The 14,500-nt window shown below is 45.5% G+C and carries 18 protein-coding genes; 9 read left to right on the top strand and 9 right to left on the bottom strand.

From position 1 onward, the window contains the following. Window positions 1-116: 116 nt before the first annotated feature. From ychF to rsmC, 3 genes are all read right to left on the bottom strand, one after another. A complete protein-coding gene (gene ychF, locus RO21_RS04110; protein ID WP_047976522.1) occupies window positions 117-1,208 on the bottom strand; it encodes a redox-regulated ATPase YchF in 1,092 nt (363 codons plus the stop codon). Between the two features lie 120 nt (window positions 1,209-1,328). Beyond that, complete coding sequence (pth, locus tag RO21_RS04105) at window positions 1,329-1,916, bottom strand: aminoacyl-tRNA hydrolase (protein ID WP_047976521.1); 588 nt, start codon at window positions 1,914-1,916, stop codon at window positions 1,329-1,331. Between the two features lie 78 nt (window positions 1,917-1,994). Next, window positions 1,995-2,984: a 16S rRNA (guanine(1207)-N(2))-methyltransferase RsmC gene (gene rsmC / locus RO21_RS04100; RefSeq protein ID WP_047976520.1), complete on the bottom strand. Its 990-nt coding sequence runs from the start codon at window positions 2,982-2,984 to the stop codon at window positions 1,995-1,997. A gap of 82 nt (window positions 2,985-3,066) precedes the next feature. Between rsmC and RO21_RS04095 the strand changes: the two genes are divergently transcribed. The 7 genes from RO21_RS04095 to RO21_RS04065 all read left to right on the top strand — a co-directional run bounded on the left by RO21_RS04095 (window position 3,067) and on the right by RO21_RS04065 (window position 8,612). Further along, a complete protein-coding gene (locus RO21_RS04095) occupies window positions 3,067-3,486 on the top strand; it encodes a DNA polymerase III subunit psi (protein WP_047976519.1) in 420 nt (139 codons plus the stop codon). Further along, window positions 3,483-3,920, top strand: a complete 438-nt coding sequence (gene rimI / locus RO21_RS04090; RefSeq protein ID WP_047976518.1) for a ribosomal protein S18-alanine N-acetyltransferase — start codon at window positions 3,483-3,485, stop codon at window positions 3,918-3,920. Before RO21_RS04095 ends, rimI begins: the two co-directional genes overlap by 4 nt. A 108-nt stretch (window positions 3,921-4,028) precedes the next feature. Then, complete coding sequence (locus RO21_RS04085) at window positions 4,029-5,363, top strand: type II toxin-antitoxin system HipA family toxin (protein ID WP_047976517.1); 1,335 nt, start codon at window positions 4,029-4,031, stop codon at window positions 5,361-5,363. Next, complete coding sequence (locus tag RO21_RS04080; RefSeq protein ID WP_228064851.1) at window positions 5,360-5,707, top strand: helix-turn-helix domain-containing protein; 348 nt, start codon at window positions 5,360-5,362, stop codon at window positions 5,705-5,707. The genes RO21_RS04085 and RO21_RS04080 overlap by 4 nt, the downstream gene beginning before the upstream one ends. A gap of 7 nt (window positions 5,708-5,714) precedes the next feature. Further along, window positions 5,715-7,064 (top strand): ATP-dependent RNA helicase SrmB, encoded by a 1,350-nt coding sequence (gene srmB, locus RO21_RS04075; protein ID WP_047976516.1) that lies wholly within the window; start codon window positions 5,715-5,717, stop codon window positions 7,062-7,064. Between the two features lie 107 nt (window positions 7,065-7,171). After that, window positions 7,172-8,236 carry an MFS transporter gene (locus RO21_RS04070; protein WP_047976515.1) on the top strand — a complete coding sequence of 355 codons (1,065 nt, stop codon included), beginning with the start codon at window positions 7,172-7,174 and terminating at the stop codon, window positions 8,234-8,236. 1 nt (window position 8,237) lies between these two features. Next, window positions 8,238-8,612, top strand: a complete 375-nt coding sequence (locus tag RO21_RS04065) for a CrcB family protein (RefSeq protein WP_047976514.1) — start codon at window positions 8,238-8,240, stop codon at window positions 8,610-8,612. 388 nt (window positions 8,613-9,000) lie between these two features. Here RO21_RS04065 and manA read toward each other — a convergent pair whose 3' ends face one another. Together manA and RO21_RS04055 are read right to left on the bottom strand one after the other, a co-directional pair. Beyond that, entirely contained in the window at window positions 9,001-10,203 is a 1,203-nt protein-coding gene (gene manA / locus RO21_RS04060) for a mannose-6-phosphate isomerase, class I (RefSeq protein WP_047976513.1), read from the bottom strand. Next, window positions 10,200-10,655, bottom strand: coding sequence for a DUF986 family protein (locus RO21_RS04055; RefSeq protein WP_047976512.1), 456 nt, complete (start codon window positions 10,653-10,655; stop codon window positions 10,200-10,202). Before RO21_RS04055 ends, manA begins: the two co-directional genes overlap by 4 nt. A 293-nt stretch (window positions 10,656-10,948) precedes the next feature. Here RO21_RS04055 and RO21_RS04050 point away from each other — a divergent pair, with 293 nt between their 5' ends. Both RO21_RS04050 and RO21_RS04045 read left to right on the top strand, forming a co-directional pair. Then, window positions 10,949-11,137, top strand: coding sequence for a DUF5397 family protein (locus tag RO21_RS04050; RefSeq protein ID WP_047976511.1), 189 nt, complete (start codon window positions 10,949-10,951; stop codon window positions 11,135-11,137). Between the two features lie 5 nt (window positions 11,138-11,142). Next, on the top strand, window positions 11,143-11,421 hold the full coding sequence (locus RO21_RS04045) for a virulence factor (RefSeq protein WP_047976510.1): 279 nt from the start codon (window positions 11,143-11,145) through the stop codon (window positions 11,419-11,421). A gap of 50 nt (window positions 11,422-11,471) precedes the next feature. Here the strand turns inward: RO21_RS04045 and RO21_RS04040 are convergent, their stop codons facing one another. The 4 genes from RO21_RS04040 to RO21_RS12415 all read right to left on the bottom strand — a co-directional run bounded on the left by RO21_RS04040 (window position 11,472) and on the right by RO21_RS12415 (window position 14,498). Then, on the bottom strand, window positions 11,472-12,308 hold the full coding sequence (locus RO21_RS04040; RefSeq protein ID WP_047976509.1) for a PTS mannose transporter subunit IID: 837 nt from the start codon (window positions 12,306-12,308) through the stop codon (window positions 11,472-11,474). Window positions 12,309-12,321: 13 nt separating this feature from the next. Further along, the gene (locus RO21_RS04035; RefSeq protein ID WP_047976508.1) at window positions 12,322-13,122 is read right to left on the bottom strand and encodes a PTS mannose/fructose/sorbose transporter subunit IIC; all 801 of its coding nucleotides are present in this window, start codon (window positions 13,120-13,122) and stop codon (window positions 12,322-12,324) included. A 10-nt stretch (window positions 13,123-13,132) separates the two neighbouring features. Next, window positions 13,133-14,122: a PTS mannose transporter subunit IIAB gene (gene manX / locus RO21_RS04030; protein ID WP_047976507.1), complete on the bottom strand. Its 990-nt coding sequence runs from the start codon at window positions 14,120-14,122 to the stop codon at window positions 13,133-13,135. A 280-nt stretch (window positions 14,123-14,402) separates the two neighbouring features. After that, window positions 14,403-14,498 (bottom strand): methionine/alanine import family NSS transporter small subunit, encoded by a 96-nt coding sequence (locus tag RO21_RS12415; protein WP_047976506.1) that lies wholly within the window; start codon window positions 14,496-14,498, stop codon window positions 14,403-14,405. Between the last annotated feature and the right edge of the window lie 2 nt (window positions 14,499-14,500).

The following is a 14,500-nucleotide window of genomic DNA, read 5'->3' as shown; positions in this document are numbered from 1 at the left end:
TATAAAAATCAAATTATTTCAATAGGTTAAAATCCGGACACACGCAGTGTGTCCCTACAAGTGAACAAAAAACAACTTTGTGCAACTGCTACATAAGATTGAAATTAAGATGATGATTAAACATTAAAGCGGAAGTGCATTACATCGCCGTCTTGCACAATGTAATCTTTCCCTTCCAAACGCCATTTACCCGCCTCTTTTGCGCCGTTTTCACCTTTAAATTGAATGAAATCGTTATAGGCAATCACTTCGGCACGGATAAAGCCTTTTTCAAAATCGGTGTGGATCACCGCCGCCGCTTTCGGTGCGGTTGCGCCGATTGAAACCGTCCACGCCCGAACCTCTTTAACCCCTGCGGTAAAGTAAGTTTGTAAATTAAGTAACGCATAACCGGCACGGATCACACGGTTTAAGCCCGGCTCTTCAATGCCGAGATCCTGTAAAAACTCGGTTTTTTCGTCATCGTCCAGCTCGGCAATTTCCGCTTCAATCGCCGCACAGACCGGTACAACCACCGAGCCTTCTTTCGCCGCAAATTCACGTACTTTGTCAAGGTAAGGGTTATTTTCAAAGCCGTCTTCGTTCACATTGGCGATATACATTGTCGGCTTTAAGGTTAAGAAATTGTAGCCCTTAATAGCGTGCAGTTCTTCCTTATCCAACGCAACAGAGCGGATCATTCCCGCATTTTCAAGCACCGGCAAGATTTTTTCCATAATGGACAGTTCAAATTTTGCCTCTTTATCACCGCCTTTCGCCCGCTTTTGTAAACGCTGAATGGCCCGTTCGCAACTGTCTAAATCCGCTAATGCTAATTCAGTGTTGATGGTTTCAATATCGTCAAGCGGGTCGATTTTGCCGGCAACGTGCACAATATCATCGTTTTCAAAACAACGCACAACGTGGCCGATCGCATCGGTTTCACGGATATTGGCTAAAAATTTATTGCCCAGCCCCTCGCCTTTACTTGCGCCGGCAACTAACCCCGCAATATCGACAAACTCCATTGTAGTTGGCAATACCCGCTCCGGCTTGACAATTTCTGCCAACGCATCAAGGCGGGGATCAGGCATCGGCACGACACCGGTGTTCGGCTCAATGGTACAAAACGGATAGTTTGCCGCTTCAATACCGGCTTTAGTCAGCGCATTAAATAAGGTCGATTTCCCCACATTAGGCAAACCGACAATTCCACATTTAAATCCCATAGTGTTTCCTTTATGATGATGTTATCGGGCAATGATGATACCGATAATAAATTGATAAACAGTGAATTTTTACGCCCGCTTGTTTGTGCAAGCGGTCAGTTTTCGGACATTTTGTGCAAACTAGGCAGCCTTAAAGGCATTCAATCGGTTGGTGGCTTTGACAATTCCCTCTTTAAACAGCAGTGCCATACAGCGTCCCGCTTCATCAATCGCCACATCGATCAGGGGTTTATCCGTTGGCGAAGGTTTACCTAAGACATAGGCAGCCACCAACTCTTTATGCCCCGGATGCCCGATACCGATACGGACACGGTAAAAGCTGTTGCGATTGCCAAGAGCAGCGATAATGTCTTTCAAACCGTTATGTCCGCCGTGTCCGCCGCCTTGTTTGATTTTCACCGTGCCGGGCGGCAGATCCAATTCATCGTGGGCAACCAAAATTTCCTCCGGTTGAATGCGGTAAAAATTTGCCAACGCCCCTACCGCTTTGCCGCTTAAATTCATAAAGGTGGTCGGCACTAATAGCCGCACTTCGCCTTGTAGCGTGTTGATTTTCGCCGTTTTGCCAAAATATTTCGCCTCGTCTTTCAGGCTCACATTATGCTGGCGGGCAATTTCATTCACCAACCACTCCCCTGCGTTATGGCGGGTATCTTCATACTTCGCACCAGGGTTGGCAAGCCCGACAATTAGTTTAATTTGCGACATTCTATTCACCTTGCACATAAAGGGCGATATTGTAGGCAAAACGCCGACATTTCACAAGAAAGAAACCGTTAGTTCGCCCTAAACCCGTGCCGAATAGACCTTAAATTTGGTCGATTTTGCCAGCACTTTATGTGAGCCGAATGCACGGTCAAGCAAATCCGGATAAGGTAAAAACGCATTAGCAACAAGGCGAAGCTCGCCGCCACGGTTAAGGTGGTTTTTCGCCTGCAAAATCAGGGTTTCCACCGCTTGATAGGCGGTATCTACGCCATCGTGAAAAGGCGGGTTGGACACGATTAAATCAAATTTGCCTCCAATATGGGAAAACACATCACTGGCAATGACATCGCCCGCTAGCTGATTTTCCGCCAATGTACGTTCGCTTGAAGCGATCGCCATTGCGTGAATATCGGACATTGTCAGCGCAATCGTCGGACATTGCTGTTTGAGACTTGCACCAATCACCCCTGCACCGCAGCCGAGATCCAAGATTTTGCCGCTGAGGTTCTGCCCTTCAAAACTCGACAAAAGCAATTTTGTACCATTATCCAGTTCTGCCGAGCTAAACACTGCCGGTAGCGCAAAAATCTGTAAATCGTTCTGCAAGTGGTAGGATTTCCAGAATGTTTTGCAATCAAAGGCAGGTCGCGTGCGGAATTCAAATTGGTATAAGCCGCAGCGTCTTGCCGAGTCGATTTTGTGAATATCGCCAAAAGGCGCAAGGATTTTTTCCGCCGAACGCACACCGGCACGGTTTTCGCCGATAATCAGCATTGTCTGTCCGGCAGGGGCTTGTGCAAGCCATTGATAGAGCTGAAACTGACATTCTTGCTTATTCTTCGTCCAATAAAACACCGCTAAATTCGCTTGATTTCGACATTCAAAACCAAATTCTACATCTTGATATATACGGGCATAATCAAAATAACTACTAAAAATAGCGACTTGTGAGGCTAACGGGCGGATACGATCGGCAAACCGATCCCGTACATTGCCAAACAGTAAAACGGATTGCCCGTTAAAGCGATCTAAATGGCGTTCTAGCACTTCACTTTCGAGTGATAACATAAATTTCCTGTTTTTATACAAAATCATTTCGCCATTCTACCGATTTTTGCTAACATTCCCCACCGTTTTATGAGGAAAAAGAATGAACCGGCGTGATTTACTGCTAAACGAAATGAATATTGCCCAATGGGTATTGAGCAAGCCTCAAGTACTGAAAGGCGATGCCCAAATTCGTTTAAACGCTGCGGTTAAATTGGTGGTGGTTTGCGATGAGGATCACCAACAAAGCCGCTTTTTCCAAGACGTATTACGGACATTAGCTCTGAATGTGTCGCAATATCAATGGCTCAACGTGGAACAAGCCCTGCGGCTGACATTCACGCACGAACCGATTATTTGGTGCATTCAGCCCGACTCGCAAGCGGTGCGATTAACCAAAAAATTTACCAATCAGCCCCTTTGGCGCATTTCAAGCTGGCAGGCATTACACACGCCTGCTGCCAAACGCCAACTTTGGCAGCAAATGCAACCTTTCTGCCGACACCTTGAGGATAACCTGTGATTGAACCCATTGCGGCTGCCGATTTCGAGCAGCTCTTTGCGATTGAGCAACGCGCCCATTTAGTGTCGTGGTCAAAAGGCACATTATGCAATAATCAGGGAGAACGTTACCTCAACCTCAAATTCAGCGTGGATAATCAGATTGTAGCGTTTGCCATTTGCCAAACGGTGTTGGACGAAGCAACCTTATTCAATATTGCGGTTGATCCCGCTCATCAAGGCAAGGGCTACGGCAAGCTGCTGTTACAAAGTTTAATTGAACGTCTTCGCCAGCAAGGTATCATCACCCTATGGCTTGAAGTGCGCCAATCTAATCTCATCGCCCAGCAACTTTATCAGCAGCTTGGCTTTAACGAGGTCAGCTTGCGGAAAAATTACTACCCGACCCCAAACGGAGAACGGGAAAATGCTGTGATAATGGCGTTATATTTGTAACATATATTACCCATTAAAAAACAAAAAATCATATTGTGTTACTTATAACTATCACTAATACATTTTTATCGTTATAATGTGTCATATTTCTCACAATAAGGATAGGCTATGCCTGAATCATTAACATTTCAAGCCTATATTGACGGCAGTTGGAAAACCATTGCCACACTTGATTTTAATGTTGATTATTCGGTTAAGACATTGACCTATTTATATGATTTAGAAGAGGTTTTAGGCGATAATCACAAGGCGGTATCGCTCAATTACCCTATCTCGTTGTTTCCATTTGGGCCTAAACGGGATTGGTTTTATTTTTTAGACGATATTATCCCTGCCGGAGCAAGCCGCCGTTATTGGCTAAAAATGCTTGATATTAACCATTTGCCCTTATCTCAACAGAATTATCTTCTATTAAAACAAGGAGCTATTGCGCCTATCGGCAATTTACGCATTAAACAAGCGGTTGAATCTTTCCCTAAAAATGAAACAGTCCGATTATTTGAAAAGGAGGACGTGCAAAACCGCCATACTGATTTTTTAGAATATGCAAATCAACGTGGTGCAATGGCTGGCGGTGCAACAGGTGCAGGCGGTGAAGCACCGAAGTTATTATTACGCCAAACCCAACACGGCAAAATTTGGATAGATAATTTACAACACGGCAATTCAAATGATGATTACTATTTGGTGAAATTTCCACGTGGTAAACGCAGCCCGATTGATTGTGATATTTTAAGGGCAGAATTTCATTATTATAATGAATTAGCTGCAATGGGATTTCACACCATAGATACGCATAAAATGCGCTTGGAAGAAGGGGAACGTTATCCGTCTTTGTGGTTGCCCCGCTTTGATGTGCAGGTTGATCCGCAAGGCAATACTGAACGTTATGCAATGGAGTCGGTTTATTCACTGTTAGAAAAAGGTGCGGGTTCAATGTTGGATCACGAAACGGTTATCCGACAAATCAATGATAAAATAAAACAATCTAATCTAGCCAGCATCACTCCCTTTGATACTCAAACTTTTGTGATTGAATGGCTAAAGCGGGATTTATTGAATATTGCATTTGGCAATAGCGACAATCACGGCAGAAACAGCGCTTTTTTACGCAATGCTCGGCAAATATCTCTCGCACCGATTTTCGATTTTGCCCCAATGAAAGCCGATCCCGAAGGGATTCCCCGCTCAATCACCTGGAGTAGTAAAACATCGCCGCCACTTGAATTAGGCGGAGAATATCGCTTTGATTTGATCGCACAAAGGCTTGCCGACTTATGCCCGTCTGATCGATTACTGGACGAACTACGCCAAACTGCCGAACAACTTATCGGCTTAAAAGCCCGCTTATTGGAAAGAGGCACGCCGGAGAGCATTTTAAACTTTCCTGCCATTGGTTTTGATTATTTGCCCGATAAATTATCTCGTTGGAAACTACTATGACGATGCAAGACAAGCAGACCAGAGCATCAAAAACAAAAAAAATGCTTGATATTGAGCAACGTGTACAAATGCGTAACGACATTATGAAAAAACTGCTTTTGAACCAAATAACGCTTGGTCAGGCATTAAAATCGTTACGTTTAAATTTACTGGCGGTTAAGCAGGAAGATTATGCAAAAATTGTCAAAATATCGCGTAAAACCTTGTCCGATCTGGAAAATGATAAAGGCAATTACAGCATCGAGATCATCAACCAAGCATTACGCCCCTTTGAATTTCATATTGGCATTTTGCCGATCAATAGGCTTCAGATTAAGCAAGCCTTAGAATCTGATATTAAATGAGAACGCTATGACCATTTTGACTTTTGAACAACTTGATTTAAGCCCCGAATTACTGAAAGCCGTGCAGAAAGCAGGCTATAAACGTCCGACTGCTATTCAGCAAAATGTGATTCCGGCGGCAATGGAAGGGCGTGATGTGTTGGGCTCTGCCCCGACCGGCACGGGCAAAACGGCGGCATTTTTACTGCCGGCAATTCAACATTTGCTCGATCACCCCTGCCGTAAACCCGGTCCGCCACGGGTGTTGGTGCTTACCCCAACCCGTGAATTAGCAATGCAAGTCGCCGAGCAGGCAGAGAGCTTGGCACAATTTACTTCTCTCAATATTGCCACCATCACCGGCGGTGTAGCTTACCAAAATCACGGTGAAGTGTTTAATACCAATCAGGATCTTGTGGTCGCCACGCCCGGGCGCTTGTTACAGTATATCAAAGAGGAAAATTTTGACTGCCGCTCGGTCGAAGTGCTGATTTTTGACGAGGCGGATAGAATGCTGCAAATGGGCTTTGGGCAAGATGCGGAAACCATTGCCGCTGAAACCCGTTGGCGAAAATATACCTGGCTGTTTTCCGCTACCCTTGAAGGTGAATTGTTGGTCGATTTCGCCGAGCGGATTTTGCACAATCCGGTGCAAATTGATGCCGAGCCGAGCCGCCGTGAACGTAAAAAAATCCAGCAATGGTACTACCACGCAGATAATCTTGAGCATAAAACCAAACTTTTGGCCCGCCTTGTCAGCGAGTTCGGCATTGAACGAGGGATTGTGTTCGTACGCCGCCGTGAAAGCGTGCGGGAATTAAGCGAAACCTTACGCAAGCGGTCAATTCGTGCGACTTATTTGGAAGGGGAAATGGCGCAAACCCAGCGTAATCAAGCGATTGCACGCCTTAAAAACGGGGTGGTTAATCTCTTGGTTGCCACCGATGTTGCCGCCCGTGGAATTGATATTGATGATGTCGATTTCGTTATCAACTTTGATCTGCCTTACAGTGCCGATACTTACCTCCACCGCATCGGGCGTACCGCCCGTGCCGGCAAAAAAGGCTCAGCCGTTTCGCTGGTGGAGGCCCACGATTATAAACTGCTCGGCAAAATCAAACGCTATACGGAAGAAGCACTCAAAGCCCGTCTCATTGAAGGGTTAGAACCCCGCACCAAAGCCCCGAAAGATGCCGAAACAGCGAGCGTGAGCAAAAAAGAAAAAGCCCGTTTAAAGCAAAAGAAAGCGGCGAAAAAAGAGGCGGAAAAGAAAAAGGTGAAAATTCGCCACCGTGATAGCAAAAATATCGGCAAACGGCGTAAACCGACCGCCGAGCATTCGGCATATCAATGTCAGGGCGCGCAGCCTGCGTCCTGACATTGATAATAGCGGTTGCATTACGCTCTCCCTCATCGTGCAACCCAATGCCGTACTCATTGCAAAAAAACCGTTCTAACTAACCGCGTGTTAAACCGGAGTTTCAAATGTCTTTACAAAATCTATTGTTATGGCGTCGATTTATCTCGACTTTGGCGTTCTTTTCAATGCAGAGCGTCTTTTTTGTGTATTTACAACAAAAAGGGCTTTCCAATGCCCAAATTGCCTTTTCTCTGTCGCTAATGTTCTTCTGTAACCAAGCCTTGTCGATCGTGGCAGGTATTTTGGGCGACCGCTATGGTCTGGCAAAAATGATGCTGCTCGGCTGTGTGTTTGATGTGCTGGCGTACGTCTTTTTTATCACCACCGATCACTACGGGCTATTATTAGTCGCCACTACGCTATTCGGGCTGGGCAGTTGCCTGTTTGCCACCAACGCCAGAGCCTGCCTACTCGCTCTTGCCGGTGAGGAATACCACACAAAAACCCGCTTACAAGGCAAGTTTTTACGGGTAACCAGCCTTTCTGCAATGGCTGCGCCGTTACTTGCGATCCCGTTTATCCGTTTTGAACAAATCCACAGCCTGATTTGGTGCTGCTTTTTATTGGAGCTAGGCTTGTTGCTACTGATTGCCAAACCGTTTTACCAAATGCAAAACGAAAGTACCCTTGTGAAATTTCGTTGGGGGCAGATTAAAGAGATCATCAATAAAAGATTTATCGCCATTCACCTGCTACTCTTTTTACCGCTGAGCGTTGCGTTATCTTTTTTTGTGATCTTCCCGTTTTTATTCGATAATAAATTAAATGCGCCGGAACATATTCCGATAGCCCTGTTTATTAACGGCATTATTACCGTGGCATTGCAATCTTATTTTTCCCGAAAAATCAATCTCACAATGGCACAACTATGCCGGATCGGCCCGTTATTAGCGGTCGGCATTATCGCGCCTTGGTTTATGGCATTGCACTACGCATCGTTATTTTCCGCCTATGCCTATTTAATCATTTTCACCTTAATTGAAGTGTATGCGCTGACGGCAATGGCAAATTTATTAGTGAAATTTGATAACGGTAAAAACAGAGGCTTTATTTTTGGTGCGTCTCGGTTATTATTATCGTCGCTTACTTTGGTTGTGATGAACTTAATCCCACATTTTTTATTAACCTAAAATGGCTCATATCATCTTTATCGCTACCGGCGCTGCCCTCGGCGCACTTGCCCGCTGGCAGTTGGGGCTCTGGCTGAACCCTTTATCGCAAGCGGTCAGTTTCGGCACATTATTGGCAAATTGGCTGGGTTGCTTGTTGATCGGTATTGCGTTAGGGCTGCATCTGCAAGACAGTGCCAAAGTGTTTTTTATCACCGGCTTTCTCGGCAGCTTTACCACCTTTTCAGCCTTTTCTGCCGAGGTGGTTCAATCATTACTCACACAAAAATGGCTGGCGGCAATGGGGATCGTCTGCTTACACTTACTCGGCGGGCTTGCCGCCACGCTGCTGGGCTTTTGGCTGGTAAGTTATTTTACAAGCGGTCGGTTCGGCTAATTTTTTTGCACTATAACATTACTATTGCCTACATTAACGTTGTAGGAATACGATACCGATTTGACTTAATCGGATCGTGAAATGAGCGGATTTGCGGTATTATGTAGCAAATACACAAAAATAGACATTTTAACAGAATGTAGGGACACACTGCGTGTGTCCTTTATAAAAATCAAATTATTTCAATCGGTTAAAATCCGGACACACGCAGTGTGTCCCTACAGGCGAATAAAAAACAACTTTGTACAACTGCTACATAATATTGCGGATTTGATGAGCGGACGCCGGCAGTGGCGTCCTGCGGTTATATTGGATAGTCGCTTTTATACATTGCGACTAATGTCTTATTTGGCAAAAAACGGGGTAAACTGACCGCTTACCGAACGGATTAAGGCAAGGTGGCAATCACCGCATAGCCGTCCGTTTCACCGATAATATCGACCTGAGTGTCGGCACTGATGAATACCGCTTCGCCTTGTGCAAGGTGGATAGAATCCTCGCCCAAATCAATGTATAAACTGCCGGACATCACCAATAAAATTGCCGCACTGGTCGCAACAAATTGCTCTTCGTCAAAAGGTTTAAACCCAAACCGTTGCAACGCAAAATCCTGTGCTTCAGGGGTCGGGTAGAGATAAAGCGGTTCATCGCCTTGATATTCTTCAATGATTTTCGGGGTAATTTCTCGGTAATCAATGGTGTGCAACAGTGCCGGAATATTGACATATTTCGGGGTTAAGCCGCCACGAATAACATTATCGGAGGCTGCCATCAATTCAATATTCTGTCCCCGCAGGTAAGCGTGCGGCAAGCCTGCCCCTTGATAAATGCCCTCGCCTTTTTTCAAATGCACGATATTAAACAGATAAAAACTGAGCAGCCCAGCATCTAAATTTTGCACATCAATCGCCATTGCTTCCATTGTGTATAGCACCCAATAATCCGGATTATCCGGCTTGAGTTTACCCTGTTGGTAGGCAGTTTTCTGCTCAGCAATAATCGGCAGTAACCAGTCGGCAAGCTGCGCCTGTTCGGCTTGCATCACTTCCGCATACACAGAAGGCAAGCCCCGATGTTCAAGGGCTTGGGCAAGCGACATCAGGGACGGGCGCTGTTTGAGCTCCGCAATCGTTTCGGTCAGCGAACGAAAGCCGTGCAGTAGCCAAAAATCCGAGAGGGCAATCATCATTTCCGGTTTGTGATTGCGATCTTTATAGGTGCGATTTGGCGCATCAAGGGCGATGCCTTGCGCTTCCTCTCGCTCAAAACCGTATTCCGCCTCTTTTTTTGTCGGGTGAAGTTGAATGGAAAGCGGTTTTTTCACGTCCAAAATTTTCAAAAGAAACGGCAATTCATCGCCGAATTGACTGCGGGATTGCTCACCCAACAGTTTTGGAGCTTTGTCAATTACGCGATCTAACGCCAGCCATTGTCCTTCAAACTCAATCATTGAGGGGGCGCTACGGTGTGCCCCCAACCAATATTCCGCATAGGGCTTGGCTTCCGCTTCGGTTAATTTGAGCCAGTTGGGGATAAAATGTTCGCCGCCCCAATCGTAATGCTGGTGCTTGCCGACTAATTTAAAAATCATTGATAACCTCCGAAAAAATTCACCACGTGTTCAACATCGGATTGCTGCTTAATCCGCACTAACAGCCGTCTGCCGTTATGCAAGTCGATCACTAAAATCTGTTTATCCGCTAAGTTAATTTGGCGGATTTTGGCATAATCAAAATAGACATTAGCGAAGAAAAAGCCCTGCTGCTTTAGGATTAAACGTGGGGAGCGGAAAAAAGCGATATACAGGCAGAGCAAAATACAGATCGCCAGTAAAAATAGGGTTAGCGGTTCAATGCCCGTTTGCAGACTGTTGATGACGGTGAGGATAATCAGCCCGACCGAAATCCAGACATCAATCCCCGCTTGGCGTTGTAGCTCAACACTCAACCGATTTTCTCCTTTCAGCCTGTCCATTAAAATTTGATCGTAGAGAGCATAGGCAAAGCCCGCCAAAATGCCCAAGAGAAGAATTGCGTTCGTCATTGCAGTTTTTATTCACAAAAGACCGCTTGCATTGTACCACAAGCGGTCGGTTGGGGTGGATTTTTTGCGCAATTATATCGCCGTTGTCTAACACTGAATTTGGGTGAATAGGAGGGAATATCCCGTTGGGGCTTGTTTAATCATATTACAGATTGTAGTTTACTATATCATCAAAATCATCAAAGCATAAGTCTGTATAAATTGCATCTTGTCCGGTGAAATGGTACAGTGCTTAACCAATTCAATATAACAGTGCAGCGGTAAATTGCGTTTTTATAAATAAGGAGCAAGCAGTGGATATTACACAAATTCCTGTCGGCGCAGTCAAAAGTTTTGGTAGTTATGGCATTCCTTACCAAGTGGGAGAACTTGTCAAAACCTTGCCTGACGGTGATATTCTCGTCAATATTACGCTAGTACAAACTGGTGAAAAAGCGCAGTACAAACTATCCAAATTATTACAAGATCCCGATGCAGAGTAGAAGAAATGTACGCTATTTCATTTGATTTAATCGTATCAGATACGGAAGAAAATCACCCAAAGGGCGTAACTCAAGCCTATTATGATATTGGTATGACATTGAAAAAATTCGGTTTTGAGCGTATTCAAGGGAGCTTATATACCAATTCAGATGAGAATATGGCAAATCTTTTCCAAGCGATGAACGCATTAAAAGCAATGGGCTGGTTCTCTAAATCCGTACGTGATATTCGAGCGTTCAGAATTGAGCAATGGTCGGATTTCACACCAACAATGAAAGAATAAAAAAACCGCCTGCATTTGCAAGCGGTTTGTTCAATCTGTTTTCTGACAAATTAGGCAAGAATGCCTGTCCACGCACCGAGAATACCGATAACGAAGAAGCCGAGGATAATCCAAAGGGCATTCACACGGTTACGCAATAGCCACATACACGCAAAGGTGAGCAGTAGCGGTAGTAAGCCCGGCATTAGGCTGTCCAAAATGCCTTGTATCGTGGTGATTTCCGTTGTACCGTCTTGCTTTTCAATGGTCGAAACCACCAGCGGTACGTTAATGCTTGTCCATTTCTGCACCAATGCGCCCATTATGAATAAGCCGAGGATAGATGCCCCTTCGGTCAGTTTTTGTAATAAACCGCCGCTCATATCGTGTACCACGTCCAACCCTTTTTTGTAGCCGTAGATTACGCCGAAATAACGTGTTGCCAAACGCACAAGGTTAAAGAGTACGAAGAAAAGCAATGGCCCTAAAATACTGCCGTTAAGCGCAATCCCCGCCCCTAATGCGGCAAAGACCGGACGGGCTGTTCCCCAGTAAATCGGATCGCCCACCCCTGCCAACGGCCCCATTAAGCCGACTTTGATCCCGTTAATGGCGGCATCGTCAATCGGCTTACCGTTGGCACGCTCTTCTTCCATCGCAATCGTTACGCCGATAACCGGTGCGGCAACAAACGGTTGTGTATTGAAAAACTCTAAGTGGCGTTTGATCGCATCTTTACGCTCTTGCGAATTTGGATCGGGATATAACCGCTTGATCACCGGTACCATTGCATAGGCAAAGCCTAATGCCTGCATACGTTCAAAGTTCCACGAACCTTGGAAAATATTAGAACGGCGCACGACCGCATTCAAATCGCTTTTGGTTACTTTTTTCATTTCAGTTGTCATTGTGCTGTCCTTTTTAGTCTAAACGGTTGTCAAGGTCGTTATTGCTGGCGGCAACTTGCACCACCTGTTTACTTTGGTTGTATTTCGGGTGAAGTTGAATATAAATAATGGCGGTGATCGTGCCTAAAATACCGAGTGCCACGAGGTTGAAATCGGTGAATGCGGCGATCACAAAACCAGCGTAGAAGAACGGCATTAAATGCCCTGCCCGCATCATATTGATCACCATTGCATAACCGACCACGGCGATAAAGCCACCGGCAATTTTAAGACCTGTCGTTACTACCGGCGGAATGGCATTCAACATTGTTTGAACGGCGTCTGTTCCGGCAGTCATTGCCACGATTAACGCCGGAATAGCAATACGCATCGCTTGGAGTAATAAGGCACTGCGGTGAATCCAATCCAGTTTGTTCAGATCGCCCGTTTCCACGGCTTTATCGGCTGCGTGTTGGAAACCGACCGTAATCGCACGCACAACATAGGTCAGTACTTGACCGGCAGCGGCAAGCGGAATGGCAATCGCAATACCGGTGGTAATATCTTGTCCGCCCACGATTACTAAAATTGTCGAGACCACAGACGCTAATGCGGCATCAGGGGCAAGGGCTGCACCGATATTCATCCAGCCTAATGCCAGTAATTCTAATGAACCGCCGACAATAATGCCGGTTTTCATATCGCCTAACACTAAGCCGATAAGGGTACAAGCAATCAACGGGCGGTGGGTTTGCCATTCGTCTAAAATTGATCCCATACCTGAAATACAGGCAACCAAAAAGACGAGACCTATTTGTAATGCTGAAATTTCCATTGTCAATTCCTTAGATTAAGTTATTTTTCTTGAGTAAATCCATCATATATTGACGGCTGTCGTTTGAGACTTTGCGAACGTCCAATTCAATGCCTTTCGCATCAAGGGTTTTGAATGCCTCAATATCGTTATCGTCCACGGCAACCGCGCTGGTAATCATCTTCTTACTATCACGGTATGCCATTCCGCCGATATTGATTGATTTAAAATCGACCCCAGCCTCCATTAAACGCACAACATCGCTTGGGTTAGTGAACAGCAGCATCATTCGCTCGCCGGCATATTCCGCGTTATTGTAAACACGGATCATCTTTTCCACATTCACGACGTGAGCCGTTACCCCCGGCGGGGCAACGCTTTTCAGCATTGTGGAACGTACGCTGTCTTTTGCCACATCGTCGTTCACCACCACGATGCGAGAAACTCGGCTCTCTTTTGTCCAGCGGGTTGCTACCTGACCGTGAATTAAGCGGTCATCAATACGGGCTAAACCGATGGTTAAATGCCCGACACCGTTCGCTTCCACTTTTGCCGGCTCGGCAGGCTGACTAGCGGTCGGATTCGGCTCGTTTTTTGCAACGGGAGCGTCCGCTTCTTTTTCTTGATAACGTAACGCACGCACACCTAAACGGCCAGTTTCCAACGCTACTTCAACCAGCTCCTCAAGGGACGGACCGTCATCACGCGCCATAAAGGTTTCCACCAACATCGGCACGTTTACGCCCGTAACAATATCCATATTGTCTTTGCCCTCGGCAACACGGTTTGCCGCATTAAACGGGCTGCCGCCCCAAGTATCCACTAAAAAGAGTACCTGCTCGCAATGGGCAAGCTCGTTGGCTAATTTCGCCTGATACTTGGTCATAATCGTTTCGGCATTCTCGCCCGGCACAAAGTCGATGGTCGCTACATCGCTTTGTTCCCCAATCAACATCTCGGTGGTTTTGAGAAGTTGCTCGGCGGCGACACCGTGGGTTGCTATGATAATAGCAATACTCATTGTTACTCCTTAATATGAAGAAATTGTAAATCGGTAAACTTATTTTCAAATAGAGTGAAATCGGCGTAATTGTAAAGAAAGGTGGCGTTTCAGCAATCGAAATTCCGTAAAAACGTGATCTAGTTCACATTTTTTAGCGATAAAATTTCACATTTGCTGATTTTTTATACCTTTTATTTTCAATAAAAAATTAAATGTCAATTTTGCAACATTTCGGCAAAATAAAACCGCTTGTTGATTGCTCAACAAGCGGTCGGCTAACATATCAATATAATAAGGCTCAATCTTCTTTCGGTAAGCGTTTTACCGAGTAAATCAGCCCGCCCCAAATTACCACAAGGGCGATAATCATCATAATAATTGCGCTGCTACTCATTT

It is taken from the genome of Muribacter muris, from assembly GCF_001038205.1.
Taxonomy (GTDB): domain Bacteria; phylum Pseudomonadota; class Gammaproteobacteria; order Enterobacterales; family Pasteurellaceae; genus Muribacter; species Muribacter muris.
Note: the sequence above shows the minus strand (reverse complement) of the source record. Positions and strands in the feature narration are given on the sequence as shown.

Excerpts from the sequence above, each read along its gene's own strand:
- ychF (WP_047976522.1), bottom strand. The coding sequence starts at position 1,208 with ATGGGATTTAAATGTGGAATTGTCGGTTTGCCTAATGTGGGGAAATCG.
- pth (WP_047976521.1), bottom strand. The coding sequence starts at position 1,916 with ATGTCGCAAATTAAACTAATTGTCGGGCTTGCCAACCCTGGTGCGAAG.
- rsmC (WP_047976520.1), bottom strand. The coding sequence starts at position 2,984 with ATGTTATCACTCGAAAGTGAAGTGCTAGAACGCCATTTAGATCGCTTT.
- RO21_RS04095 (WP_047976519.1), top strand. The coding sequence starts at position 3,067 with ATGAACCGGCGTGATTTACTGCTAAACGAAATGAATATTGCCCAATGG.
- RO21_RS04085 (WP_047976517.1), top strand. The coding sequence starts at position 4,029 with ATGCCTGAATCATTAACATTTCAAGCCTATATTGACGGCAGTTGGAAA.
- RO21_RS04080 (WP_228064851.1), top strand. The coding sequence starts at position 5,360 with ATGACGATGCAAGACAAGCAGACCAGAGCATCAAAAACAAAAAAAATG.
- srmB (WP_047976516.1), top strand. The coding sequence starts at position 5,715 with ATGACCATTTTGACTTTTGAACAACTTGATTTAAGCCCCGAATTACTG.
- RO21_RS04070 (WP_047976515.1), top strand. The coding sequence starts at position 7,172 with ATGTCTTTACAAAATCTATTGTTATGGCGTCGATTTATCTCGACTTTG.
- RO21_RS04065 (WP_047976514.1), top strand. The coding sequence starts at position 8,238 with ATGGCTCATATCATCTTTATCGCTACCGGCGCTGCCCTCGGCGCACTT.
- manA (WP_047976513.1), bottom strand. The coding sequence starts at position 10,203 with ATGATTTTTAAATTAGTCGGCAAGCACCAGCATTACGATTGGGGCGGC.
- RO21_RS04055 (WP_047976512.1), bottom strand. The coding sequence starts at position 10,655 with ATGACGAACGCAATTCTTCTCTTGGGCATTTTGGCGGGCTTTGCCTAT.
- RO21_RS04045 (WP_047976510.1), top strand. The coding sequence starts at position 11,143 with ATGTACGCTATTTCATTTGATTTAATCGTATCAGATACGGAAGAAAAT.
- RO21_RS04040 (WP_047976509.1), bottom strand. The coding sequence starts at position 12,308 with ATGACAACTGAAATGAAAAAAGTAACCAAAAGCGATTTGAATGCGGTC.
- RO21_RS04035 (WP_047976508.1), bottom strand. The coding sequence starts at position 13,122 with ATGGAAATTTCAGCATTACAAATAGGTCTCGTCTTTTTGGTTGCCTGT.
- manX (WP_047976507.1), bottom strand. The coding sequence starts at position 14,122 with ATGAGTATTGCTATTATCATAGCAACCCACGGTGTCGCCGCCGAGCAA.
- RO21_RS12415 (WP_047976506.1), bottom strand. The coding sequence starts at position 14,498 with ATGAGTAGCAGCGCAATTATTATGATGATTATCGCCCTTGTGGTAATT.